The sequence below is a fragment of the Nitrosomonas sp. genome (genome assembly GCF_040240425.1).
GTDB lineage: Bacteria > Pseudomonadota > Gammaproteobacteria > Burkholderiales > Nitrosomonadaceae > Nitrosomonas.
The window spans coordinates 1-24,982 of the sequence record NZ_QPHG01000015.1 but is presented as its reverse complement, the minus strand read 5'-3'; the positions used below and the strand labels follow the sequence as shown (position 1 = coordinate 24,982).

Sequence of the window (24,982 nt, the reverse complement as noted above, 5' to 3'; positions counted from 1 at the left end):
ATCACCGCGTAGAACTCTCATCCCCTAGCTTCTGGAAGGATAGATACCTTCGAGTGCGATGATGTAATTGATGACTAAATAGGGTTGCACATTGTTGTGCGGTTGCCCGCCGCCGGTATTGCCGATCGCCGTAGCGGCCATGGTGCTGCCAGCAGTCGTGCTGTACGCCCCGGTATTACCACCGGGATCGGTCGACCAGTAACTGTTCACAGGACTGGCGCTATTGGCAGCCGTGTTAGAGCAAACTGCGGTATGGTTGTGAGCCGCCAATTGCCCGGTAGTCAAAGTGACTGTCTCGCTGCCACCCAACTCGCCGATCACTCTTGGACTAAGGCCGGGTCCGGCACCCTGGTGCAACGGAATGCGGCTGGCGAGATTTGGCAAAGCGAAAGTCGATGCACCGTCGCCGCCGTAGGTTGTTCCGATGAGCGAAAACAGTGCTTCATTCTCCGCAATTGGAAGTAACTGACCCTGACATAAAGCCCAGCCGACGGGGGCGAAATTGCCGGCAAAAGTCGTGATTTCACCTATAAATGGATCGGGCATAATTTTCTCCTCGTTCCTAAAAAAACTTCAGTCACAATCACGCCCGCATCAAACCATCTTGCGCCGCGCTGCAACCAATATTGCCGGAAGGCCCATCAACAAAAGAGTGCTCGTCAGTGGTTCCGGAACCGCCGTTGCGATATCCAGCGTGGCAAAATCCAGTGCAGCGCCGTTAAATGCCGTTTCACCAAACAAGCCCAATCCCGGACCCGCCAGCGACAGAGAAACGTTAACCGTACCCGACGCCAGTCCGGCAAAGGTTGATGATGGCAACGTCAACGTATACACGTTATCTTCCCGGCTGGCGCCGCCATGCGATTCGAACAGCGTATTGAGCGCACCGGTAAAATCAGTTCCGTTGATCGTAAAAGACGCCACTTGATTTCCAGTGGCGGCGGATTCATGTTCATAAATTCCGAATTTCAAACTGCCACCGGTAATGACATCCACGATTGCGCCATAGGAAAATGTCCAGCTGGCGGAGAAATTCGAGATAGTATCCGCTCCGCTGAATACACCATTGAACGGCGCAGGTTCACCGCTTCCGGCAGTCAAAAAGTCGCCGGTTGTGGGTGTTGCACCGTCGGCAAAATCCTGATCACCGAGGGTTACGACCGTGTTTGCAAGTGCGAGCTGGGATCCAGCCAACAGTGCAAGCGCTACAATTGTTTTTGCAGGTAAATATTTCTTCATTGGAAAGTTCTCCTTGGGATATGCGAATGTTTTTTGTTAGCAATTACGAGGACGAAGCCAGCGTGATAGCCGTTGGTTTTATAACCGGGATTACTGATACCCGTCCCTTAGTTCAGTTACGTTATACTCTCATATCGTAACCCAGATCAAGGGATTTCTGCATCGGCAATTCATTATATTATTCATGAAAATAACCGCATTCGACCGGCATTTAATGACAGGTAAAACAAAACGCCATGCACCCGCTGTGTAAGAACTATCCGTCAAGGAATCCGATAAAAAATGACGACTGAACACACGATCAAACGCAAACTCAAAATCGCCACCACGTCATTGGCCGGTTGCTTTGGTTGTCACATGTCTTTTCTGGATATGGACGAACGTCTCGCCGTTTTACTTGAACAGGTTGAATTGGATCGTTCACCGTTTACCGACATCAAGCACTGCGGGCCGTGCGATATCGGCTTGATCGAAGGCGGTGTGTGCAACGCGGAAAACGTGCATGTGCTGCGCGAATTCCGCGCCAACTGTGCCATCTTGGTGGCGGTCGGCGCGTGCGCGATCAACGGTGGCGTACCGGCAATGCGCAATTATTTCGACTTGCAGGAGTGTTTGGAGGAAGTGTATTTGAGCGGAACCGGCATCACTCACCCGCAAATCCCCAATGACCCCGAATTACCGTTGTTGCTCGACAAGGTATACCCGGTCAGCGAAGTGGTGCATATCGACTACTATCTACCCGGCTGCCCGCCTTCCGCCGATGCGTTTCTGCAACTGCTCGAACCGCTGCTGACCGGACAAAAGCCAGTCATTTCCAAATCCCAATTGCATTACGATTAAGCGCTATGGAGCCAGACAAACCCGCATCGCCGACAACCCGCCGCATTGCCATCGATCCGGTCACGCGCGTCGAAGGGCACGGCAAAATCACGCTGCTGATCGACGACAATAACCACATCGTCGAAGCGCGCTTCCATATCGTCGAGTTCCGCGGTTTCGAGAAATTCATCCAGGGCCGCCCGTACTGGGAAGTGCCGTTTTTCGTGCAGCGCTTATGCGGTATCTGCCCGGTCAGCCACCAACTGGCGGCAGGGAAAGCGGTGGATCAAATCGCCGGGGTGCGGCAACTCACGCCAACAGCAACCAAGCTGCGCCGCTTGCTGCATTTCGGCCAGATGCTGCAATCGCACGCGCTGCATTTCTTCCACCTGTCGTCGCCCGATTTTCTATTCGGTTTCGGCAGCGATCCGCGACAGCGCAATATTGCCGGGGTGCTGGAGCAATTTCCGGAAATTGCAATGAAAGGCGTCAAACTGCGCAAATTCGGCCAGCAAATCATCGAAGCGATCACTGGCAAACGCATTCACGGCACCGGCACTGTGCCCGGCGGCATGAACAAACCGCTCACGCTGCCTGAGCGCGATGCGTTGCTAACCGGAATTGACGATATTCTGCAATGGAGTCAGGAAGCACTGGCGCTGAACGAAGAAATTCACACCGCGCACCCGGAACATCGTGATTTCGGCACGCTACGCAGCCACTATCTCAGCATGACCGGCAGCAACGGCGAACTGGAGTTCTACCACGGCGGATTGCGCGCACGCGCTGCCGACGGCAGTTCGATTTTCGATCAGTTCGATTACTGCGATTATCAACAAATCCTCAAAGAAGAAGTGCGTTCGTGGAGCTACCTGAAGTTCCCGTATTTTTCCGCATTGGGAACCAGACAAGGCTGGTACCGCGTCGGCCCGCTCGCGCGCATCAACAATTGCGATCGCATCTCAACACCGCTGGCCGAAGCCGCGCGATTGCGCTTCAGAGGCTATGGCAACGGCGGAGCGGTACACGACACGCTGGCATACCACTGGGCACGCATGATCGAACTGTTGCATTGCACCGAATCGATCCACGCTTTGCTGCAAGACCCGGACATCACCGGCACCGATTTATTGGCGGATAAAGGCAACTGGCAACCGCAAGGCATCGGCGTCATCGAAGCCCCGCGCGGCACATTGTTTCACCATTATCAGGTCAACGACGAAGGATTGGTTACGCAAGCCAACCTGATCGTCTCGACCACCAGCAACAACCAAGCCATGAACGAATCGGTACGCGTGGTCGCCAATCAATACCTTGACGGCCACGAAATCACCGAAGCGCTGCTAAACCACCTTGAAGTCGCCGTGCGTGCGTACGATCCCTGCCTTTCCTGCGCGACGCATGCACTAGGTAAAATGCCGCTGCAAGTGACGTTGCAAGACATGACAGGAAAGGTGATTCACCAGTTGACGAAGGGAGTGGATGGAGAAACTAATTGATCTAAATTAAAATAAGATTGGTAATCCTAGTACCACCATTATCTAGCTACCACAAACGGTTAGCTTCGGGAGTTATTAAAAGTGCAACCAGATAAAGAATCATGGGAAGTTATTGCAGCAGCACAGCATTATGTGAAAACTGGAGACCGTTCTAGGCTCAATACATACAGGTTAGAAGCTTTAAAAAAGCTGAATATCAAGTTGGCGCCAAGGACATTAATGAAGGTTGGCGAAGAGCAATTTGAGATTTAATTCATAGTATCGAGAATACACCTGAAATTTTAGAGATTAAGCCTAGTATATTTGGCATGAATCTCAACGTTAACGCACTTTCAAAAACTATCAAACGTTTTTGGAAAAAATGAGGTAACATTTTTGGAAAAATTGCTCGCCCTTCATCGTTACTACATAGGGGCAAACCGATTTAGAGAACATTTCGAAGATAAGTTATCAAGCTTTTCATCAATCATAGACTCTGAGGAGCTATTCATTAGTGATTGTGGTTTATTTCTTTCACATTGGTATGCCGCACTCTATGTAGTTATAGAAGGATGGAAAGAAACTAAGCTTACTGACACTATAATTGACTCATTACTATCTTCAGAAAATGTTGAACTTCTGAAGCGATTCCGGAATGGCATTTACCACTATCAACAACATTACTACGATCCCAGATTTCTTAACCTATTAGAGGCTGAAGACATAGTGCCATGGGTTAGGCAATTGAACCAAGAATTCGGGCGCTACTTTCTTACACATCTAGAAACAACTAATTGAATTTGAATTGTTTTACTTCCGTAACCACCACAGAATCAGCGTCAGCACAATGGAAATGATCAGCCCCGTCATCAGCGGAAAATGAAAGCTGAAGTTCTCGCGTTCGATATGGATATCGCCGGGCAAGCGGCCGAGCGGCAGTTGTGACAGCCAGGGCCATAGCAGGCCGAGCACCAGCAATAGAATTCCAAGTGTAATCAGTAATTGTTGCATCGCGTGAATTCAATCCACATCGCAAGTTTGAGTTAGTCCTGTTTCGGAAAAATCAGTTTGTCCGTCGCAAAACCCAGTTCGCCGGATTTTTGTATAAAACGGTTCAGCACCTCATCGCTGACCGTGGGTGTTCTCGCCAGCAGCCACAGATACGATTTATCGTAGCTGGTGACGAAGGTGTATTGATAGTCTTCCTTATCCAGCTCAAACACGATGTAAGCACCATAAAACGGGCCGAAGAAGGAAACTTTCAAATAGCCTTGCTGCGGATCACTGACAAAATAGGCTTTGCCTTCCGCTTCTTTCCACTTGTTCTCCTCCGTTGAAAAACCCTTGTTAATGACTCTGACACCGCCATCGTCGCGCAGGAAGTATTCCGCCGTCACGTTGTCGAGTCCGCGTTCAAACGAATGGTCGAGCCGGGCAATTTCGTACCATTTCCCCAGATATTTATTGAGCTCAAAGCCGTCAGCCGGCGCAACATTCTGCGGAATTGATAAGCACCCATTGAGTGCAACGCAGAGAAAAATAATGGATAGCAGCCGCATTTTATGTACTCACGAAGTGGTTAATGCCGGGTAATCGATATAGCCTTGTGCATCCCACGTATAAAACGTGGCCGGATTGGGCGGATTGAGCGCTGCGCCGGTTTTGATCCGCGCCGGTAAATCGGGGTTCGCCAGGAAGCTGACGCCGATAGCCACGGCATCGACTTTGCCCGCGGCAATGTCGCGATCCGCCTCTACCGCGGTGTATCCCATATTGCCGATCAAGACACCGTTGTAATGTTCACGGATCGGCATCAGAACATCGCCGCTTTGCTGGCGGTAAACATCGCCGCGAATCACGTGCAAGTATGCCAGATGATAGTCATTGAGCCGTCTGGCCAGCCAAGTAGATAATCCGGCCGGATCGCTGTCGATCATGCTGTTGTAACTGCTGAGCGGCGAAATACGCAGCCCGACCCGTTCGCTGCCCCATACCGCACTAACCGCTTCGAGCACTTCCAAGATCAACCGCGCGCGATTTTCAATCGAACCGCCATAAGGGCCGCTGCGTCTGTTCGAGCCGTCACGCAAAAATTCATCCAGCAGATAACCGTTTGCGCCGTGGATTTCAACGCCGTCAAAACCCGCACTTTTGGCATTCTGCGCGGCTTGTTTGAATCCAGCAACGATGCCGGGCAATTCGTCATCACGCAATTCGCGCGGCACGGCATACGGCTTTTTTCCTTCCGGCGTACGCACTTCATCGGCGATGGCGATGGCACTCGGCGCAACCGGCTGCGCGCCGCGATTGAGCAATGGGTGGCAGGCTCTGCCGCCATGCCAGAGTTGCAGAAAAATTCTGCCACCGGCGGCATGCACCGCATCGGTGACCAATTTCCAACCGATCACTTGTGCTTCGGAATAAACGCCCGGTTCTTTCCAAAACGCTGAGTTGCCCTCGATTACTATCGTCGCTTCGGCAATGATCAATCCGGCGCTTGCCCGTTGCGCGTAATACTGCGCCATCATGGCATTCGGAAGATGCTCGTCGCCTGCGCGGCAGCGCGTTAGCGGCGCCATGAAAATGCGGTTCGGTACAGTCAGTGCGCCCAGTTCGAGCGGTGAAAACAACACATCCATTCACTAAATCTCCCTAAAAATTTATCAGAATCATTTTAGCTTAATTTGGTGAAGTACATTTTTTACTAGATTTTTATATTTTTTTAAAAATAATTTCCTTATCTTTCAGATAGAAAGCCAGAATATGTGAAGTAAATGTGAAATTAGTGTGAACTTTTTGTGAAGATTTCTATCCAATTGCCGTAAACGCTTTTTTCAAACAACCTCAATAAAGTTCAAATAAGGAAATTCTCATGAAAACAGGACATATTTTTATTATTTCAGCATTGGTCATCAGCAGCACATTTTTTGGTGTTTTGTCGATGTTTGATTTGCCGGAATCAGCAACCGAGTGGGTTATCTCCGACATCATCCTTGGTACGATTCTGTACGTAAACTATTTGGTCATCGCCATGGCAGCAAGCTCGACCAAAACTAAAACCCATTACTCGAGCAAAAAAGTTACTGCGTAAGACTTTCACTCTCTCCAAAAACGGGGTTAAGGCTCTCCGCCTTAACCCCATTTTTATTCGGCTGCCAAGACCAGTCTTTTCACAATCAGAGCTGTTTGAAACGCTCCGTCGGTTGATCAAGCCAATGAATCAATCCTTGTGCATTCAGGCGAATGTCCGAGCGCAGAAGCTCATCAATCGCATCCAGCGGCAACTGGCAACCCTGCTGTGTCAGCCGCTTCAACAAGATTTCCCGTAAAGCTTTTGAGATTACCGCTTGACGGTCTTCATCATTTTTTGCGCGTTGCGCAATGTCGACATGCGCATCGAGCAATTCATGCAGGGATTGCGCATGGCGCGTCAGATTACCGATCTGGCTATAGTGAGTCAGGTAAGCGTAACGCGGCTGATAGCGCATAATGCGATCAATCGAAGCGTGCGCTGCGGCAGGATCGAATTGCACTGGCGAAGTGGTCGGGAAAACAAATTCCAAACCGTCGACGTCGAATTCGCGGTACGAAACACCGAATGTATCGCCGGTGAAAAAAGACTGGCTGCGCTCATCGAAGATGCAATTATGGTGGCGCGCATGTCCCGGTGTATCGAGAAACAGTAATGAACGGCCATTCAGATCGATGCGGCTTTCATCGGGTGCCTCGATAATCCGCGCGGCGTCGATCGGATAGATCTCACCGTACACGCGCTTGAATTCAGCCTCGCCATAAACCCCCATGGCGCCAGCGACCAGCCGCGCCGGATTCGCCATATGGCTCGCGCCGCGCGGATGCACGACCAGTTTGGCATTGGGGAAAAGACGCATGCATTCGCTCGCGCCACCGGCATGATCGAGATGGATATGCGTCAAGATGACATAAGCGACATCTTCGATGGCAATACTCTTGTGTTCGAGCGACGCGATGACACCGGGAATGGAAAACGAGGTGCCGGTATCCACCAACGCGGCCACGCCTTTTTCGACAATCAGGTGAATCGCCGCGCGTTTGGGGCGGTGAAACTGCGCATCAATGGCACTGATGCCATGTTCATAATCTATAACAAGCGGTAATGACATATTGTTCCGGTTTTTTCTCGAACCTTAAAAGGTAATGTTGGATGTTATTTGGACGGATATTTTAACTGTTCCAGGATCGCAGGATTTTCCAGCGTGGAAATATCCTGCGTAATTTCCTCGCCTTTGGCGAGCGTGCGCAATAACCGGCGCATAATTTTACCCGACCGGGTTTTGGGCAGATTTTCCCCGAAACGGATTTCGTCGGGCTTGGCAATCGGGCCGATCTCCTTCGCCACCCAGTCACGCAAAGTATCCGTGATTCGCGCCACTTCTTCGCCGTGCGGATATTTGCCTTTTAATACGACAAACGCAATTACCGCTTCGCCTTTGATCTCATGCGGCTTACCAACGACCGCCGCCTCCGCGACCAAAGGATGAGCGACCAATGCCGATTCAATCTCCATCGTGCCCAGGCGATGCCCAGAAACGTTCAACACGTCATCGATACGCCCCATGATCCAGAAGTAACCATCCTTATCGCGGTAAGCGGAGTCGCCCGCCAGATAATATTTTCCATGACCGGTATCTTCCGGAAAATAGGCTTTTTTGAAGCGCTCCGGATCACCCCACAGCGTGCGAATTTGCGAAGGAAAAGGCTTTTTGATCACCAGGAAGCCGCCCTTACCGTTTTCGACCTCGTGACCGGCTTCATCGACAATCGCCGCGAAAATACCCGGCAACGGAAACGTGCAGGAACCGGGCTTAAGTGCAACTGCACCCGGTGTGGGCGCAATCATATGGCAGCCAGTCTCCGTCTGCCACCAGGTATCGACAATGGGGCAACGCGACCGCCCTACTTTTTCATAAAACCACATCCAGGCTTCCGGATTGATCGGCTCCCCGACCGAACCCAGTAAGCGCAACGACGACAGATCGTATTGCGCGGGCAAATCGCCGCCCAGCTTGATCAACGAGCGGATCGCCGTGGGCGCGGTATAAAAGGTTGTCACTTGATGCTTTTGAATAATTTCCCAGAAACGTCCGGCGTGCGGATACGTGGGAATTCCTTCAAAAATCACTTGAGTCGCCCCCATGGCCAAGGGCCCGTACGTGACATAGCTATGACCGGTGATCCAGCCGACATCGGCCGTACACCAAAAAATATCCGTAGGTTTATAGTCAAAAATCCATTGCATGCTGATGATAGCACCCAGCAAATAACCTGCGCTGGAATGCTGAACGCCCTTGGGCTTACCGGTCGATCCGGAGGTATACAGCGTAAACAAAGGATGCTCGGCGCCAACCCATTCCGGCTCACACTCGTTACCGGCGTTCTGTGTAATCTCATGCCACCAGACATCGCGCGGCGGATTAAATGGAATTTCCCCGCCGGTACGTTGATACACCACAATCAATTGAACCGAAGTGGTGTCGCCCATGCGCATGGCTTCGTCAACGGTCGCCTTGAGCGGATGATGTTTGCCGCCGCGCACCTGCTCATCGGCTGTAATAATGGCTACAGCACCGGCATCATGAATACGCTCGTGCAGGCTCTTAGCGGAAAAACCGCCGAACACCACGGAGTGAATCGCACCGATACGGGCGCAGGCTTGCATGGCGACCACTGCTTCAATGCGCATCGGCATATAAATAACAACGCGGTCACCTTTCTTGATATTGCGTGCTTTCAGTGCATTGGCGAGCTGGCAAACCCGTTGATGGAGGTCACGGTAGGTCGACCGTATCACCTCACCGTCGTCGGACTCAAAAATAATGGCGACCTTATCCGCCTGGGTAACCAAGTGCCGGTCGAGGCAATTATACGAAACGTTTAACTCACCGTCGGCGAACCATTTATAAAACGGCGCATTACGATCATCCAGTATCTGTGTGAAAGGCTTATGCCAAAGAATCCGCTCTTTCGCCCGTTTGGCCCAGAAACGCTGGTAATCCTGCTCGGCCTCCGCACACAAAGCTTGATAAGCTTGAAAGCTGGATACATTGGCTTGGCTAGAAAATTCGTCAGAGGGCGGAAAAATACGGGTTTCATTTAAAACTGATTCAATCGTCGACATGCAATATCTCCGGTATTCATTCGTTCAATACACTGAGACAGAATTGTATCATTGGCTCCAGGCACCTTATACTTCTTAATTTCGGATACATTAAAAACTGCGACCTCAAAATATCATTAAACAGGCTATTCAGAGAGTGCTGGTAAAGCACTGAAAATCGCTGAAAATATTACCTTTGGCGAAAGTTTATGTTTCCTATTTCGCAAATATTTGTTAAAATAAAATCAATAAATTCGATGGGCTTTTTCAGCCCATTTTTTATTTGTGGTGGAGCTATGGTATTAGAAGAATTATTGGAATCGACTCTGCAAGGAATGGGTTACGAGTTGGTTGAAGTAGAACGGCTAGCACACAACAAATTATTAAGAATATTCGTGGATAAAGAGGGCGGTATTAACATTGATGATTGTGTAGCAATCAGCAATCATCTCAGTCGGCTGTTTGCAGTTGAGAACATCGATTATGGCCGGTTGGAAGTGTCATCGCCCGGATTAGACAGGCCGTTGCGGAAAGAAGCGGATTTTATCCGTTTCAAAGGAGAAACGGTCAAACTAAAACTGCGCATCCCGGTTCAGGGGCAACGGAATTTTGTGGGAGTTTTGCGGGAAATAAATAATGGCATAATAAAACTGGAAAGCGAAGGAAAGTTGTTTGATCTTGAATTGAGTAATCTTGGAAAAGCGCGTTTGGTTCCAAAATTGTAGGTATATAGATTTGGCTGGAGGACTATGAGCCGCGAAATTTTACTGTTGGTTGATGCATTGGCACGCGAGAAAGCGGTGGAAAAAGAGATTGTTTTCACTGCGCTGGAGCTCGCATTGGCATCCGCTACGAAAAAACGATTTCAAGAGGATATCGAGACTCGGGTTTCTATTGACAGAGCCACAGGAGATCACCAATCCTTCCGCCGCTGGCTGGTTGTCGAAGATGGCGCGGTGGAAGATCCTGCGCGCCAGATCGCTTTGAGTGATGCGGCAGAAACCGATGCGGATATTCAGGTTGGCAATTTTCTGGAAAAACCGCTGGAACCCATTGAGTTCGGACGTATCGGCGCGCAAGCCGCAAAACAAGTCATTTTCCAGAAAATACGCGACGCCGAACGTGAGCAAACATTGAATGATTTCCTGGAACGCGGAGATTATTTAATTACCGGCACGATTAAACGCATGGAACGTGGCAATGCCATTATCGAGTCCGGAAAGATCGAAGCCGAGCTGCCTCGTGACCAAATGATACCGAAAGAAAACTTGCGTGTCGGTGACCGAGTCCGGGCTTATCTGCATAAAGTGGATCGCGCTGCCAGAGGGCCGCAATTAAAGCTCTCGCGTAATTCCCCGGAATTTCTGATGAAATTGTTTGAACTGGAAGTGCCGGAGATTGAGGAAGGTCTGCTGGAAATCAAAGCGGCCGCCCGTGATCCCGGATCGCGCGCCAAAATTGCCGTCAAATCGAACGATCAGCGTGTCGACCCGATCGGTACTTGCGTCGGCATGCGCGGCTCCAGAGTTCAGGCGGTTATCAGTGAACTGGCTGGCGAACGCGTTGATATCGTGCTGTGGTCGGACGATCCCGCGACTTTTATCATCAATGCGCTGGCACCCGCAGAAATCAGCAGCATCATGGTCGATGAAGAAAAGCACAGCATGGACATCGTGGTCGACGATGATAATCTGGCTCAGGCCATCGGCCGCGGCGGACAAAATGTGCGCTTAGCTTCCGAGTTGACCGGCTGGGAACTGAACATCATGACGGTGGAAGAATCCAAAGCCAAGCATGAGCAAGAATCATCGCAAATTTGCCAGCTCTTTATGCAAAAGCTCGATGTCGACGAAGAGATCGCGGAAATTCTTGTGCAAGAAGGCTTCGTTACGCTGGAAGAAGTGGCTTACGTGCCATTGAACGAGATGCTGGAAATCGAATCGTTGGATGAAGAAACCGTCACCGAGATCCGCAATCGTGCGCGTAACGTGCTGCTCACGGATGCTATCGCGAATGAAGAAAAAGTTGAACATGTCGCGGAAGATTTACTTGCCATAGAAGGTATGGATATTAATCTCGTGCGCGAGCTAGCAGCGAAAGGGATTAATACACAAGCCGATTTGGCCGATCTGGCTGCCGATGATCTGGTTGAGATAACCGGTATTGATATTGAACGTGCAAATCAATTAATTATCAAAGCACGTGAACCATGGTTTACTTGATTTAAATACCCGGTTAGTAATAAATTAACCGGGGTGTTGTTTATTTTGGAAGCCTGCTTGTCGTTTTGTTTGTTGAAGGGTTATAAATGGCTCAAATGAGTGTGGAACAATTTGCTAATGAACTGGGTTTGTTACCGGCAGTACTGTTGGAACAACTTAAAGCTGCCGGCGTAAAAAAAGCGCTGGTGGAAGACAGTTTAACTGAGCAAGATAAAGCGCAGTTACTCGATTATCTAAGAAAAACACATGGCACCACTGAGACCCGTAGCAAAGTCACGTTAACACGCCGCCAAACTTCCGAAATACGAAAATCTGACAGCACAGGCCGGGCACGGACGATTCAAGTGGAAGTCAGAAAAAGACGCGTGCTGACAAAACCAGGCATGCCGGCTGAAACTGAAACCGCCCCGGAAGTCCCTAAACCACTTGAGGCCGTCAGTCCGCCGAGCAAAGAACCCGTCTCCATCATCGATGCGGAACAATTGGCTCTGCGCAGCGAAGAAGCGCGCAAGCAAGCAGAATTGATGGCACGTCAGGCTGAAGAAATTAAACAGAAAAGAGAGCGCAAGAAAGCCGAGTCTGCCAGCAATATCAACAAAGTAGAGCCGGAAAAAGCCACTGAGACTGAAGCATCCCCAACAGCAATCAAACCGGGGGCGGCAACACCCGCAGAAGCAGAAATCAACAGTCCGTCAACCACCGCCAAGAAAGCCGAGACCGGACAATCCGCAGAGGACACTCAAGCCGCTTCGACGGATGGAACGCTGCACAAACCGGCGGTAAAACCGGAAGAAAAAGTCGATAAAAAGAAAAAACAAGTCAAACAGCAAGTCGCCTGGAAAGATGAAAACACCAAAAAACGAGGCGTTAAGACCCGTGGCGATCTTACCAACGGTCAACAAGGTTGGCGCACACGCAGAGATAAACATAGCAAACCGGCGCATGCCGAAGAACAGAATATGCACGCCTTTTCCGCACCGACAGAACCGATCGTGCGCGAAATCATGGTTCCCGAAACCATTTCTGTAAGCGCTCTTGCACAAAAAATGTCGGTAAAAGCCGCCGATGTCATCAAAGTATTGATGAAGATGGGCAGCATGGTGACCATCAATCAAATGCTGGATCAGGATACGGCCATGATTGTCGTCGAAGAAATGGGCCATATCGCCAAATATGCCGAGATCGATAATCCCGAGAATTTTCTTGCCGATCACGAATCCACCACCGGTGAAGCTGAATCGCTCCCGCGGGCACCTGTGGTCACGGTCATGGGGCACGTGGATCACGGTAAAACTTCATTGTTGGACTATATTCGCCGCACCCGTGTCGCCGGTGGTGAAGCGGGCGGAATAACCCAGCACATCGGCGCTTATCATGTGGAAACCGATCACGGCATGATCACTTTTCTCGATACTCCGGGACATGAAGCCTTTACGGCCATGCGTGCACGCGGCACCAAGATCACGGACATCGTTATTCTTGTCGTCGCCGCGGATGACGGCGTCATGCCGCAAACCATCGAAGCCGTTCACCATGCCAAAGCAGCCAAAATCCCCATCATTGTGGCCGTCAATAAAATCGACAAACCCGAAGCCAATCCCGAACGGATCCGGCACGAACTGGTTGCGCACGAAGTAGTACCGGAAGATTGGGGCGGCGATACGATGTTCGTCGAGGTATCGGCCAAAACCGGCCAGGGTATTGATAGCCTGCTGGAAAGTATATTATTGCAAGCCGAAGTGCTGGAACTGAAAGCACCGGTCAAAACCGCTGCAAAAGGCGTTGTGATTGAATCACGGCTCGACAAAGGCCGCGGCCCGGTCGCAACCATTCTGGTGCAATCCGGAACGCTGAATCGCGGTGATGTGATATTGGCTGGCGCAGTTTTTGGCAAAGTGCGCGGCATGAACGATGAGAATGGCAAAGCAATTAAACAAGCGGGAACATCCATTCCGGTTGAAATTCAAGGATTATCCGAGGTACCCGAGGCCGGCGAAACCGTGCTGGTTCTCGATGACGAGCGGAAAGCCCGGGAAATCGCATTGTTCCGGCAAGGTAAATACCGTGATGTGAAGCTTGCCAAGCAACAAGCTGCAAAACTTGAGAATGTTTTTGACCAGCAAGAAGACGTCAAAATCCTATCCTTGATCATCAAAGCCGATGTGCAAGGTTCTTGCGAAGCCTTAGCTTACGCGCTGCAGAAAATTTCAACGGACGAAGTCAAAGTCAATATCATCCACAGTGGCGTGGGCGCGATTATCGAGTCCGATGTCAATCTGTCATTGGCATCCAAAGCCGTTATTATTGGTTTTAATGTCCGCGCGGATGCGAGTGCGCGCAAATTGATCGGTTCCAGTGGCGTCGATGTGCGTTACTACAATATCATTTACGAAGCGGTTGATGAAATTAAAGCAGCACTTTCCGGCATGATGTCACCCGATCGCAAGGAAAGCATCATCGGTCTCGTCGATATCCGTGAAATTTATCGCATTCCTAAAGTGGGTGTGGTTGCCGGATGTTATGTACTGGATGGCATCGTCAAAAGAAGCTCGCTCGTCAGAGTGTTGCGGGATGGTCTGGTCATCCACAGCTGTGAACTCGATTCGCTGAAACGCTTCAAAGATGATGCCAAAGAAGTCCGGGAAGGATTTGAATGCGGCTTATCGTTAAAAAATTTCAATGATATTCAGGTCGGCGATCAACTGGAAATTTATGAAATTGTCGAGACCGCGCGGTCTCTGTAATCAGAGTTCTGATTCGCAATAGCCTATATGCCAAGAGATTTTTCCCGTACCCTGCGTGTTGCCGACCAAATACAACGCGAATTGGCCGACTTGGTACAAAACGAAATCAAAGATCCGCGTGTACGGCAAATCACGATCACGGCTGTCGAAGTAACCCGCGATTATAGTAATGCCAAAGTCTTTTACACCACGCTATGCAGTAAAGAAGAAAATGTGCTGGTGGAAAAAGGCTTGGAACATGCCAAAGGTTTTTTGCGTACCCATCTCGCCCACCGGATGAAATTAAGAATCACGCCGCAACTTCACTTTGTTTTTGATGCATCGGTCGAACGCGGCGTACGTCTGTCTAAATTAATCGACGAAGCCATCGCGCAAGACAAGGCAACGCATCATCTCGATCCAGATCCTGAACAAGCTGGCTGATCACCACACTGACAAAACCTTCGCACTCATTTGACTAAACCAGCGAAACGCAATATCAGCGGCGTCCTGTTATTGGATAAACCGCTCAATATTTCATCCAATAAAGCCATCCAGATCGCCAAGCATCTTTTCTCCGCAGCCAAATGCGGACATACCGGCACATTGGATCCCTTGGCAACCGGATTGCTTCCGGTCTGTTTTGGCGAAGCCACCAAGTTCTCATCAGTGCTGCTGGGCGCCAATAAAACTTACGAAACAACCCTGAAACTGGGTTTTATGAGTACCACGGGGGATGCAGAAGGCGAAATCAGTCAAGTGGCGGAGACGGTTCAGAATCCAGCTTTTTCCACATGTGAACAGACCATCCAGGATTTTATCGGCCCCATCATGCAGACCCCGCCCATGTACAGCGCGCTTAAACATCAGGGCAAGCCGTTGTATGCCTATGCCAGAGGGGGCGAAATCATTGAACGGCAGGCGCGCGAAATTATCATTCACGGAATACAAATCCAGTCATTGCTGCACAATGAATTGCAATTGAATATTCACTGCGGTACCGGTACTTACATCCGGACACTGGCGGAAGATATCGGCAAGGCGCTAGGATGCGGTGGCGCATACCTGCTGAGTTTGCGCCGTACCGCTATCGATCGTTTCCAGGTTACTCAAGCACACACGCTATTGGCGCTAGAGGAAATGAACACTGCCGAGAGAGATGCGTGCTTACTACCGGTCGATTGCTTATTACACGCATACCCGGCAGTAACGTTAAACGATCAATCGGCATTACTGCTGCAGCAAGGCCGCACCATCGAATGTCAGCCGGATAGCACCGCAATTCCGGTCGGAGAAGTAATACGCCTATATAACCGGCAACACTTCATGGGACTTGGCGAAATCACCGCTAAACAGGAAATAATGGCAAAGCGTTTACTGTCGAATAGTTATTGGTCTGAAATGACGGTATAAATTTGCAATCGGAACGAACTCTCCCGGAAATTACCGCAACGCTGAATCGCTTCTCATCGCACTCCGATTTGAATTTCTCGCACTGGTTTCCCTAGTCTTCTAAAACACAAACTTCAGTTTCACACCAGCGGCGTCAAGCATGGCTGCACGCAACAGAACAGCAATAAGACTCTAAAATTCCTACAAACATTACTCATTAATTATTCTGAAAAATAAGCATAACCCTTATATCAATGAGTGAAATTTACCCCCAGAATAAACAACACTTTCACTATTACGTATTTGATCATAACAAATAATCAAACATCGAAATAAGGTTATGGGCCATTGGATATCAAGATAATGGTGAAAGCGATTCAAAAATCAGATGTTCGCGAATGCATACATCATTAGTGAACTGCTATGTACCAGAACTATCAAGGAGAAAAAAATGAATAATCAAGCAAAAGTACTCGTAGCTACTTTGTTCTTTGCCGGATCAGTTTCCACTGCATCCGCATCGGCAGATATATCCAATATTACCGCTAGCGGGTTAGGATTGGGAACATTTTCCTGGAATCTTAGCGGCAGTAACCTAACAATAAATAAAACTTTTGATAGCGTGAATCCCATCGACCTCGAATTTACGGTTGTTCACGGCACTGGTGCCCCTGGCATCAACGTTACCGAACTTATAACGAATAATACGGGAGTAGACTGGACTGACTTTCACTTCACTATTAGTGGGCATAGTGGAGTTGTATTCACCGATTTCTCTCATTCAACACTTTCAGGATTTGCACTTGAACACGCACCCATTAGCGGCCCAACTAATCTGAACTACTTAGGAGCATTGGCAAATGGTGGCACTACTGATGGATTATTTAATTTAAGCATGCCTGATCCCGGTGCCGGCAGTAGCTATACTTTTCATCTGACACAAGTTCCAACGATTCCAGAACCTGAAACCTATGCGATGCTGCTGATCGGATTGGGATTACTTGGTACAGCCATCCGCCGCAAAAAGTAAAACTATTGTCGAATCTGACATTGCTTAAAACAATCCCGCTCAGGTAGCGGGATTGTTCTTCATGACACCAAAACAGCGTGGTCTTTTAACTGTTCCGGTCACACTGGCTCAAGCCGAGCCGAGATTGAAATCAAGCATTGCACTACCGTTATATTGCTGCAAGTTACGTTCGGCAATGCGCAATTTATGCAGCAAGATAGTCAGTTGCGAATAAAACTCGTCACTGGCAATCAGTTGTTGCCATTCATCGCCATCCGGATCATCCTCGTCCAGATTACGCCAGAAGAGATTGCAGAAAGTATTGAATGGAACCGGCTGACCGGCGATCAAGTCCGCCTTTGTTTTATGATTAATCCAACGCTGCCGCCTTTTGATCAAATCCTCTGCGCCAGCGCACACAACAACCGACAGATATGCGTATAAATCCGTCGTGCTGCGAATGCTCTGAAGTTCGGGAAATTTTCTTGTGTTGATCGCTCTGGCAATCAATTCCTGCAGCGCCATAGTAGAAACTTTAAGACTTACACCCGTTTGTAATACGTAAATTTTGTCGAGGTACATAGGTCATCAAAAATAAAGTAAGGAGCTGTAACCAATAAATCATTCGATTAAGAATCGGGATTAAGGTTCACTGGTACGTAAATTCTCCGGTAATAAAGCTTTCTATTCGCAACGGATGAGCATTTTCGCCACAGTATCTGGTTCGGTCGAGCAGCACTGCAATTTCAGCAAGCGGCACATCGTCCTCATCTTTTCAAGGATACCGGCGCCCGCCTCACTTGCCAATACAATTGAAGTAATGACGGTTCATACAATTTCAAGTACCGGTGAGCGTGATGTTCTCTCCCTGCTCCACTCGATTCATGCTGTTCTGAATGAGTGCCGGTAAATAGGGACTCACACGGCGGCAAGACACGCAATCACTTCGTCATCGCTCACTTGCGGAAAATCCGTATAAAACTGCCCGACAGCATAAAAATCATCGGGCGTTGACAAACAAACGATGCGATCGGCTTTGCCCCGCAATTTCTTCAGGGTTTCCGGCGGCGCCACCGGAACGGCACAGATCAATTCCGCTGTTTTCTGATTGCGCAAGGCATGTAGTGCGGCAATCATGGTCGAGCCGGTAGCCAGTCCGTCATCAACGACAATCACAATACGCCCCGAGGGATCTATCGGTGCGCGCTCGGGCGTATAGTGCGCGCGCCGTTGCCGGATGGTTTCTAATTGCGCCGATACTTCCTGATCGATGTACGCCTGATCGGCACCGGCCCGTGCAGCATATTCCGTCAAATACACCCAGCCGCTTTCATCGACGGAACCGATTGCATATTCCGGGTTACCGGGAGCGCGGAGCTTACGCACCAGCACCACATCCAGTTCGCCGTTCAGCCGCTGCGCAATCGCCTTGGCCATCGGCACCGCACCACGCGGGATAGCGAGTACCAGTGGATTTTTATCGCGATATCCGGACAATGCGTCCGCCAGCTTCCCGGCTGCTGCCATGCGATCGGCGAAAATCATGCTGTGCTCCTTATCGTCATTAAAATAGAGCGCCAATGCGAAACCGATTGGCGCCTTGAATCTCCAGGGAATCTGGCGATTTCCTCGAAGATGGCGGCACTATCGGACTTGTGTCCGGCATGTAAAGCCCTCTTGCGCTTCATCCACACAGCTTACTCTTTGATCAAGCGCAACGATCGTTCAGATTGATACATTTCTTCCGGCAAAAATACTACAATAAAACTACATTTTTATAAAGTGATTAAAAAATGAGCTCATCGTATTTTGAACACGATGCCGACATCGGGATTATCGGCCGCGGCCTGACCATCGAACAATCGTTTGAGGCGGCAGCGCATGCGGTTTTCGCGATTATCACCAACATTGAAGCGGTACACCCTCAGACAGCGGTGGCACTCGAATTTGAAGAAGCAGACCTTGAACTGGCGCTGGTGATTTGGCTTAATCTCATTTTAGGAAAGGCGCGGGAACTCGGTATGGTGTTCAGCCATTTTCACATCCAACGCCAGAATGATCATTGGCATGCCAAAGCCGCCGGGGAAAAATGGCACGACGGCTTGGAACGCGGTGTGGAAGTCAAAGGTGCAACACTGACCATGCTCGCGGTAAAACCAATTGGCCCAGTCTGGGAATCCCGTTGCGTGGTAGATGTATGAATCTACAACAATTACAACAGCTGCACACTTATCTTTGGACGCTGCCCCAGGCATCCGGCGATAAACGCGCGCAAGTCTTGCTTTATGGCAGCGCGCCGTTGCTCGAAAGCATGGACGACAAAGTGCTGGAACAAATCGCCCATGTCGCCGCACTGCCCGGTCTGGTTGGCGCGGCAATAACCATGCCGGACGCGCATTGGGGTTATGGCTTTCCCATCGGCGGCGTGGCGGCATTCGACGCCGAACAGGGCGGCATCATCTCAGCTGGCGGTGTCGGTTTCGATATTTCCTGCGGCATCCGCTGCCTGCGCAGCAATCTCGATGTGCGCGATGCGGCGCCCTACTTCAATCAACTAGCCGATCGGTTGTTCGCCACGATCCCGACGGGTGTCGGCGAAGAAGGCCATATCAATCTCAACCCGAAACAACTGGATCAAGTACTGCTGGGCGGCGCGCAGTGGGCTGTAAATCAGGGCTACGGCGATCTCGCGGATCTGGAATATGTCGAAGAAAACGGCTGTGTCTCCGGCGCGGTGCCGGGCAACGTATCCGAGCTGGCGAAAAAACGCCAACGCGGTGAAATGGGCACACTGGGTTCAGGCAATCATTATCTGGAAGTGCAAGTCGTGGAACGCATTTACGACAACGTCACTGCGCAGGCTTTCGGTCTGCGCGAAGGCCAATTGGTAATTTCCATCCACTGCGGTTCGCGCGGACTCGGTCATCAGATCGGCACCGATTACCTGATAATGCTGGCTAAGGCGGCCAGCCGTCTCGGCATCCACCTGCCCGACCGGGAATTGGCCTGCGCCCCGATCAAATCGCCGGAAGGGCAGCAATACCTCGGCGCGATGAATGCCGCGATCAATTGCGCGCTGGCCAATCGGCAAATCCTGACGCACCTGACACGTGACACCTTTGCCGAAATCTATCCCCAGGCCTCACTGGAAACGCTGTTCGACATCTCGCACAACACTTGCAAGGAAGAACAGCATGAAGTGGACGGCAAAACCCGCTGGCTGCACGTGCATCGCAAAGGCGCCACGCGCGCTTTCGCACCCGGGCATCCCAAACTGCCAGCGCGATACCGTGACGTAGGGCAACCGGTCATCATCGGCGGCAGCATGGGCACCGGCTCGTACATTCTCGCCGGCACCAGCACCAATCAGACGTTTGCTTCGTGCAGCCACGGCGCAGGCCGCGCCATGAGCCGCAACCAAGCATTGAAACACTGGGATGGCCGGACCTTGATCAATGACCTCGAACGGCAAGGCATCCTGATCCGCACCCGTTCGATGCGCGGTGCAGCGGAAGAAGCGCCGGGCGCTTACAAAGATGTCGATCAGGTGGCTGAGGTCACGGAACAAGCGGGACTGGCGCGTAGAGTCGCTTTTCTGCGCCCCAAAGTATGCATCAAAGGGTAGCTGTTACCAGAAACGTTTAACTCAATTCAACAGGAGGAAAATTTCATGGAAGTCACACTGCAAATCACCACGCGCGATACCCCCCACTCCGAAGCGCTCGAAAGTCACATCCGCGAAAAAGCGGAAAAACTGGAGAAGCTTTATCCGCACATCACCAGCTGCCGGATCGTCGTCGAACTTCCGCACAAACACCACCATCAGGGCCGGATGTTTGACGTGCACATCGACATGACGGTACTCGGCAGCGAAATCGTGGTCAATCGTGTTGCCAATGAAGATGTCTACGTCGCGGTGCGCGATGCTTTCGATGCCGCCAAGCGCCAACTGGAAGATCATGCCCGCAAATAGCGCGGCAATACCATACTCAGTCGCCCGATCATGGCCCTTCTCAACCACCAAGTAGCCTTTGGCCGCCGCATTGGATTGTGCGGATACGCTGGGAAAATACGCCAATGGATCCCATGACGGAAACCCTTGACAAAATTATCAGAGCGCGCAAGATGGAACGGATGTTCAATCTTTCACGAACGCATGGCTGAACGTAAAAAGATAAAAAAATGACTTCTCATTCAAACTGAAACAGTTGCAGTAGAAGGAGGAATTTATCATGAGCACAAAAAATGCACACCCTGGCTTTCATCAAATTACACGGCATGACGGTGTTTTCCAGGAACAAATTCACGATGCTTATCAAATCAAAGACAAGCTTCCCGAACCCACTGTTTGTCCGTTATGTAGCGCGGTATTTCACAAAGGCCGATGGCAATGGCTTGCTGCGCCGGTCAATGCGCATCAGCACAACTGTCCGGCCTGCCAGCGTATTCATGACCAGTATCCGGCTGGATTCCTAACCTTGCACGGTGATTTCTTCCACGCACACCGGGATGAAATCATGCATTTGGTACAGCACGTTGAGAAAAAGGAAAAAACCGAGCACCCGCTAAAGCGGATCATGGCGATGGAGATAAAAGATCACGAAGTGCTGATCACCACAACCGATATTCACCTCGCGCGCGGTATCGGTGAAGCCATCCACGATGCGTACCAGGGTGAGCTGGAGTTTCACTACAACCCAGCGGAAAATCTGTTGCGCGTGCATTGGTCACGTTGAATCATCAATTTAGCCGTTTTTCCATAACAACCAGAAAGGAGAAATCAAATGTCTGCCGGTGAAATTTGCAATCGTGAAGTCATTGTTATCCAAAGGGATGCAACCATTGTGGAAGCTGCCAAACTGATGCGCCAGTTTCATGTCGGCGCGCTCATCGTGGTTGAAAAGCGTGACGGCCGGCAGATTCCGGCCGGCGTTGTCACGGATCGCGATCTGGTGGTAGAAGTTGTGGCAACGGAACTGGACGCAGCCGTCATCACCGTTGGTGACATTATGGCGGCGGAAGTATTTACCATTAAGGAAAGCACCGCATCGCATGAAGCCATCGAATTCATGCGCTGCAAAACTATCCGGCGTTTGCCGGTCGTTGATGAATCGGGGGAATTGACCGGTATCCTGACGCTGGACGATGCGCTGCAATTATTATCGGAAGAGCTGCTCGATCTCGCCAAATTGGTCCGGTACGAGCAAAAGAAAGAAACGCGGCATCGTCCGTGATGTTCTAGTTTTACCGGTAACCGGCACGACAAAGCCGGTTACCTGAAACAAGGCCAGCGGATCTCACTTGAATTCCTGGTTAAGCGCTCAAATATTCCAAGAGAATATTAAATCTACCTTACATTCTGAAGGATGAGCCGCCATGGAACAACCTGTCACAAGCCAACTCGAGTTGCCTGCCGATGTCGTTGCATTGGTGCCGATGCGCAACGTGGTGTTATTTCCGCATGTACTAATGCCCATCACGGTCGGCCGGGTACGATCCATCGCTACCATTGAGCACGCGCTGCAATCCAAAGTGCCGATCGGCATCGTGCTGCAAAAAGATGCCGCCGTCGATAATCCGGGATTGGAAGCACTATGCGGCACCGGGACAATCGCCAATATCGTGCGGCATATGACATCCGACGACAAAACACATCACGTCGTATGCCAGGGTGTTACGCGTTTCCACATTGAGGCGCTGGTCGAAGGATACCCGTTCCTCGCCGCGCGCATAAAGCGTATTGAAGAATCGGCGCCCATCACCACACAAACCGAAGCACTGGCCCTGCAACTGCGCGAACGCGCCATTGAAATTCTTTCATTATTGCCCGGCGTACCGGCGGAGCTTGCGCACGCTTTGCAAGCCACCCGCGCGCCTTCCGATCTGGCCGACATTACCGCCAGTCTGCTCGATACCGAAGTAAGCGAAAAACAAATGCTGCTCGAAACCATCGATACCGAGGAGCGGCTGCAAAAAGTGCTGCACATTCTGTCGCGCCGTATCGAGGTTTTGCGCTTGTCGCAAGAAATCGGCGAGCGTACTAAGGAGCAGATGGAAGATCGCGAGCGTAAATACCTGCTGCGCGAACAGTTGAAAGCAATTCAGAAGGAACTCGGCGAAGACGGCGACAACGATCAAGAAATCACGCAACTGGACGAAGCCATCACCAAAGCTGGCATGCCGGGCGCGTCGAGTGAATTCTCGATGCTACATACTTACCTGGAATGGATGACCGAATTGCCGTGGCGGCTGCCCGAGGAGACGCCAATCGATCTGAATAGCGCACGGCAGATTCTGGAAGCGGACCATTTCGGGCTGGAGCGTATCAAGCAGCGCATCATCGAATTCCTCGCGGTGCAGAAATTGAAACCGCACGGCCGGGCGCCGATTCTGTGTTTTGTCGGACCGCCCGGTGTCGGCAAAACATCGTTAGGCCAAAGCATTGCGCGCGCGTTGCAGCGTTTGTTTGTGCGCGTTTCATTGGGCGGTGTGCATGACGAAGCCGAAATGCGCGGCCACCGCCGCACCTACGTCGGCGCGATGCCAGGCAACATCGTGCAAGGATTACGCAAGGCAGGCGCGCGTAATTGCGTCATGATGCTCGACGAGATCGACAAAATGTCCGCCAGCATGCAAGGCGACCCCTCCGCCGCCCTGCTGGAAATTCTCGATCCGGAGCAAAATTCGACGTTTCGCGATAATTATCTCGGCGTGCCGTTCGACTTAAGCCGGGTGATTTTCATCGCCACCGCGAATGTGATCGACAACGTGCCGCCGCCGGTGCGCGATCGCATGGAAATTATCGATCTCCCCGGCTACACGCAGGAGGAGAAACTGCAAATCGCCTTACGGTATTTAGTGCAGCGTCAAAGTGAAGCGAACGGCTTGCGCGAGGAACAGTGCACGCTCACACCCGAGGCGCTGCAAAGCATCGTGGCCAACTACACCCGTGAAGCCGGTGTGCGCCAGTTCGAGCGGGAAATTGGCCGGGTCATGCGTAACGTAGCCCTGCGCATTGCGGAAGGCAAACAACAGCAAGTGCGAATCGACGTAAGCGATCTGGATGCGATCCTGGGCGCGGAAAAATTTGAACACGAACTCGCGCTGCATACCGACTTACCCGGTGTCGCCACCGGCCTCGCCTGGACTCCGGTGGGCGGGGACATCCTGTTCATCGAAGCCACGCGTATCAATGGCAACGGAAGACTAATTCTGACCGGGCAACTCGGCGATGTGATGAAAGAAAGCGCGCAAGCCGCGCTCACACTGGTCAAAGCGCGCGCCAGCGATCTCAATATTCCGTTAGCGCTGTTTGACGGTGTCGATGTGCATATGCACGTTCCGGCTGGCGCGATTCCCAAAGACGGGCCGAGCGCAGGCGTGGCGATGTTCATCGCGCTCGCTTCGCTTTTTACCAACCGCCCGGTGCGCCACGATGTTGCCATGACCGGTGAAATCAGTTTGCGCGGCTTGGTATTGCCAGTCGGCGGCATCAAGGAAAAAATACTCGCGGCGCAGCGTGCCGGCATTCAAACCGTCTTATTGCCTGCGCGTAACCAGAAAGATCTGCGGGATGTTCCGGAAGCAACGCGCATGGCAATGCAGTTTGTTTTACTGGAAACCGCCGATGACGCCATGCAAGCGGCATTGCATCAAACCGCCAACCCGATGCCAGCGGCGGGATTCAAGCTTGTTTGAACAGAAATTACCAGAACATGGGGAACCATTCGGGATGATAATGCGCATCAAACCATCATCCATGAATTTCTAGGCATTTTGCTTAGAGAAAGATAAGCGATACGCTTATATGTAAGAATTCCTAGCGTTGTTTACAGTATTCAGGAGAATACTGTAGATGAACATACACAAACGCACTCGCTTAACATTATTGGATCGTCAGGAAATCTGGCGGCTTTATCAAACCCGGTTGTGGAAGGTAACGCATTTGGCAGAACACTTCCACG

The 24,982-nt window shown here is 50.8% G+C and carries 25 protein-coding genes; 16 read left to right on the top strand and 9 right to left on the bottom strand.

The features are described 5' to 3' along the window. Nucleotides 1–24: 24 nt before the first annotated feature. Both DU481_RS07510 and DU481_RS07505 read right to left on the bottom strand, forming a co-directional pair. Nucleotides 25–546, bottom strand: a complete 522-nt coding sequence (locus DU481_RS07510; protein WP_350133578.1) for a phage tail protein — start codon at nt 544–546, stop codon at nt 25–27. Nucleotides 547–594: 48 nt separating this feature from the next. Continuing rightward, nucleotides 595–1,239: a hypothetical protein gene (locus tag DU481_RS07505; protein WP_350133577.1), complete on the bottom strand. Its 645-nt coding sequence runs from the start codon at nt 1,237–1,239 to the stop codon at nt 595–597. A gap of 282 nt (nt 1,240–1,521) precedes the next feature. Here DU481_RS07505 and DU481_RS07500 point away from each other — a divergent pair, with 282 nt between their 5' ends. From DU481_RS07500 to DU481_RS07490, 3 genes are all read left to right on the top strand, one after another. Further along, a complete protein-coding gene (locus DU481_RS07500) occupies nt 1,522–2,079 on the top strand; it encodes an NADH-quinone oxidoreductase subunit B family protein (protein WP_350133576.1) in 558 nt (185 codons plus the stop codon). Between the two features lie 5 nt (nt 2,080–2,084). Then, nucleotides 2,085–3,557, top strand: a complete 1,473-nt coding sequence (locus DU481_RS07495; RefSeq protein WP_350133575.1) for a Ni/Fe hydrogenase subunit alpha — start codon at nt 2,085–2,087, stop codon at nt 3,555–3,557. An 81-nt stretch (nt 3,558–3,638) separates the two neighbouring features. Further along, nucleotides 3,639–3,809 (top strand): hypothetical protein, encoded by a 171-nt coding sequence (locus tag DU481_RS07490; RefSeq protein ID WP_350133574.1) that lies wholly within the window; start codon nt 3,639–3,641, stop codon nt 3,807–3,809. Between the two features lie 537 nt (nt 3,810–4,346). Here the strand turns inward: DU481_RS07490 and DU481_RS07485 are convergent. The 3 genes from DU481_RS07485 to DU481_RS07475 are packed head-to-tail and all read right to left on the bottom strand — an operon-like array spanning nt 4,347 to nt 6,175. After that, the gene (locus tag DU481_RS07485) at nt 4,347–4,547 is read right to left on the bottom strand and encodes a DUF2905 domain-containing protein (protein WP_350133573.1); all 201 of its coding nucleotides are present in this window, start codon (nt 4,545–4,547) and stop codon (nt 4,347–4,349) included. Between the two features lie 32 nt (nt 4,548–4,579). Then, nucleotides 4,580–5,095 (bottom strand): lipocalin family protein, encoded by a 516-nt coding sequence (locus DU481_RS07480; RefSeq protein ID WP_350133572.1) that lies wholly within the window; start codon nt 5,093–5,095, stop codon nt 4,580–4,582. 9 nt (nt 5,096–5,104) lie between these two features. Continuing rightward, nucleotides 5,105–6,175 (bottom strand): alkene reductase, encoded by a 1,071-nt coding sequence (locus DU481_RS07475; RefSeq protein WP_350133571.1) that lies wholly within the window; start codon nt 6,173–6,175, stop codon nt 5,105–5,107. Between the two features lie 233 nt (nt 6,176–6,408). On the opposite strand from DU481_RS07475, the gene DU481_RS07470 reads away from it, so the two are divergent. Next, complete coding sequence (locus tag DU481_RS07470) at nt 6,409–6,627, top strand: C4-dicarboxylate ABC transporter (RefSeq protein WP_350133570.1); 219 nt, start codon at nt 6,409–6,411, stop codon at nt 6,625–6,627. A gap of 85 nt (nt 6,628–6,712) precedes the next feature. Here DU481_RS07470 and DU481_RS07465 read toward each other — a convergent pair whose 3' ends face one another. Then, nucleotides 6,713–7,678 (bottom strand): MBL fold metallo-hydrolase, encoded by a 966-nt coding sequence (locus DU481_RS07465; protein ID WP_350133569.1) that lies wholly within the window; start codon nt 7,676–7,678, stop codon nt 6,713–6,715. A 44-nt stretch (nt 7,679–7,722) separates the two neighbouring features. Then, nucleotides 7,723–9,693 carry an acetate--CoA ligase gene (gene acs, locus DU481_RS07460; protein WP_350133568.1) on the bottom strand — a complete coding sequence of 657 codons (1,971 nt, stop codon included), beginning with the start codon at nt 9,691–9,693 and terminating at the stop codon, nt 7,723–7,725. A gap of 275 nt (nt 9,694–9,968) precedes the next feature. Between acs and rimP the strand changes: the two genes are divergently transcribed. The 6 genes from rimP (at nt 9,969) to DU481_RS07430 (ending at nt 17,039) form a co-directional block, all read left to right on the top strand. After that, complete coding sequence (rimP, locus tag DU481_RS07455) at nt 9,969–10,397, top strand: ribosome maturation factor RimP (protein WP_090321667.1); 429 nt, start codon at nt 9,969–9,971, stop codon at nt 10,395–10,397. A gap of 24 nt (nt 10,398–10,421) precedes the next feature. Continuing rightward, nucleotides 10,422–11,894 carry a transcription termination factor NusA gene (gene nusA / locus DU481_RS07450; RefSeq protein WP_350133567.1) on the top strand — a complete coding sequence of 491 codons (1,473 nt, stop codon included), beginning with the start codon at nt 10,422–10,424 and terminating at the stop codon, nt 11,892–11,894. A gap of 86 nt (nt 11,895–11,980) precedes the next feature. Continuing rightward, nucleotides 11,981–14,638 carry a translation initiation factor IF-2 gene (gene infB, locus DU481_RS07445; protein WP_350133566.1) on the top strand — a complete coding sequence of 886 codons (2,658 nt, stop codon included), beginning with the start codon at nt 11,981–11,983 and terminating at the stop codon, nt 14,636–14,638. Between the two features lie 27 nt (nt 14,639–14,665). Further along, complete coding sequence (gene rbfA / locus DU481_RS07440; RefSeq protein WP_090321618.1) at nt 14,666–15,061, top strand: 30S ribosome-binding factor RbfA; 396 nt, start codon at nt 14,666–14,668, stop codon at nt 15,059–15,061. A 30-nt stretch (nt 15,062–15,091) separates the two neighbouring features. Continuing rightward, on the top strand, nt 15,092–16,030 hold the full coding sequence (truB, locus tag DU481_RS07435) for a tRNA pseudouridine(55) synthase TruB (protein ID WP_350133565.1): 939 nt from the start codon (nt 15,092–15,094) through the stop codon (nt 16,028–16,030). A gap of 430 nt (nt 16,031–16,460) precedes the next feature. Next, nucleotides 16,461–17,039: an FxDxF family PEP-CTERM protein gene (locus tag DU481_RS07430; RefSeq protein WP_350133564.1), complete on the top strand. Its 579-nt coding sequence runs from the start codon at nt 16,461–16,463 to the stop codon at nt 17,037–17,039. A 108-nt stretch (nt 17,040–17,147) separates the two neighbouring features. Here DU481_RS07430 and DU481_RS07425 read toward each other — a convergent pair whose 3' ends face one another. After that, nucleotides 17,148–17,600: a hypothetical protein gene (locus tag DU481_RS07425; RefSeq protein WP_107803829.1), complete on the bottom strand. Its 453-nt coding sequence runs from the start codon at nt 17,598–17,600 to the stop codon at nt 17,148–17,150. A gap of 336 nt (nt 17,601–17,936) precedes the next feature. Then, nucleotides 17,937–18,563, bottom strand: a complete 627-nt coding sequence (locus DU481_RS07420) for a phosphoribosyltransferase (protein WP_350133563.1) — start codon at nt 18,561–18,563, stop codon at nt 17,937–17,939. 248 nt (nt 18,564–18,811) lie between these two features. Here DU481_RS07420 and DU481_RS07415 point away from each other — a divergent pair, with 248 nt between their 5' ends. From DU481_RS07415 to lon, 6 genes are all read left to right on the top strand, one after another. Then, complete coding sequence (locus DU481_RS07415) at nt 18,812–19,219, top strand: archease (protein WP_350133562.1); 408 nt, start codon at nt 18,812–18,814, stop codon at nt 19,217–19,219. After that, nucleotides 19,216–20,643: an RtcB family protein gene (locus tag DU481_RS07410; protein WP_350133561.1), complete on the top strand. Its 1,428-nt coding sequence runs from the start codon at nt 19,216–19,218 to the stop codon at nt 20,641–20,643. Before DU481_RS07415 ends, DU481_RS07410 begins: the two co-directional genes overlap by 4 nt. 45 nt (nt 20,644–20,688) lie before the next feature. After that, nucleotides 20,689–20,991 (top strand): HPF/RaiA family ribosome-associated protein, encoded by a 303-nt coding sequence (locus tag DU481_RS07405; protein ID WP_350133560.1) that lies wholly within the window; start codon nt 20,689–20,691, stop codon nt 20,989–20,991. A 259-nt stretch (nt 20,992–21,250) separates the two neighbouring features. Then, nucleotides 21,251–21,754, top strand: coding sequence for a BCAM0308 family protein (locus DU481_RS07400; protein ID WP_350133559.1), 504 nt, complete (start codon nt 21,251–21,253; stop codon nt 21,752–21,754). Nucleotides 21,755–21,802: 48 nt separating this feature from the next. After that, on the top strand, nt 21,803–22,252 hold the full coding sequence (locus tag DU481_RS07395) for a CBS domain-containing protein (protein WP_350133558.1): 450 nt from the start codon (nt 21,803–21,805) through the stop codon (nt 22,250–22,252). A 142-nt stretch (nt 22,253–22,394) separates the two neighbouring features. Continuing rightward, nucleotides 22,395–24,716: an endopeptidase La gene (gene lon / locus DU481_RS07390; RefSeq protein WP_350133557.1), complete on the top strand. Its 2,322-nt coding sequence runs from the start codon at nt 22,395–22,397 to the stop codon at nt 24,714–24,716. The last annotated feature ends 266 nt before the right edge of the window (nt 24,717–24,982 follow it).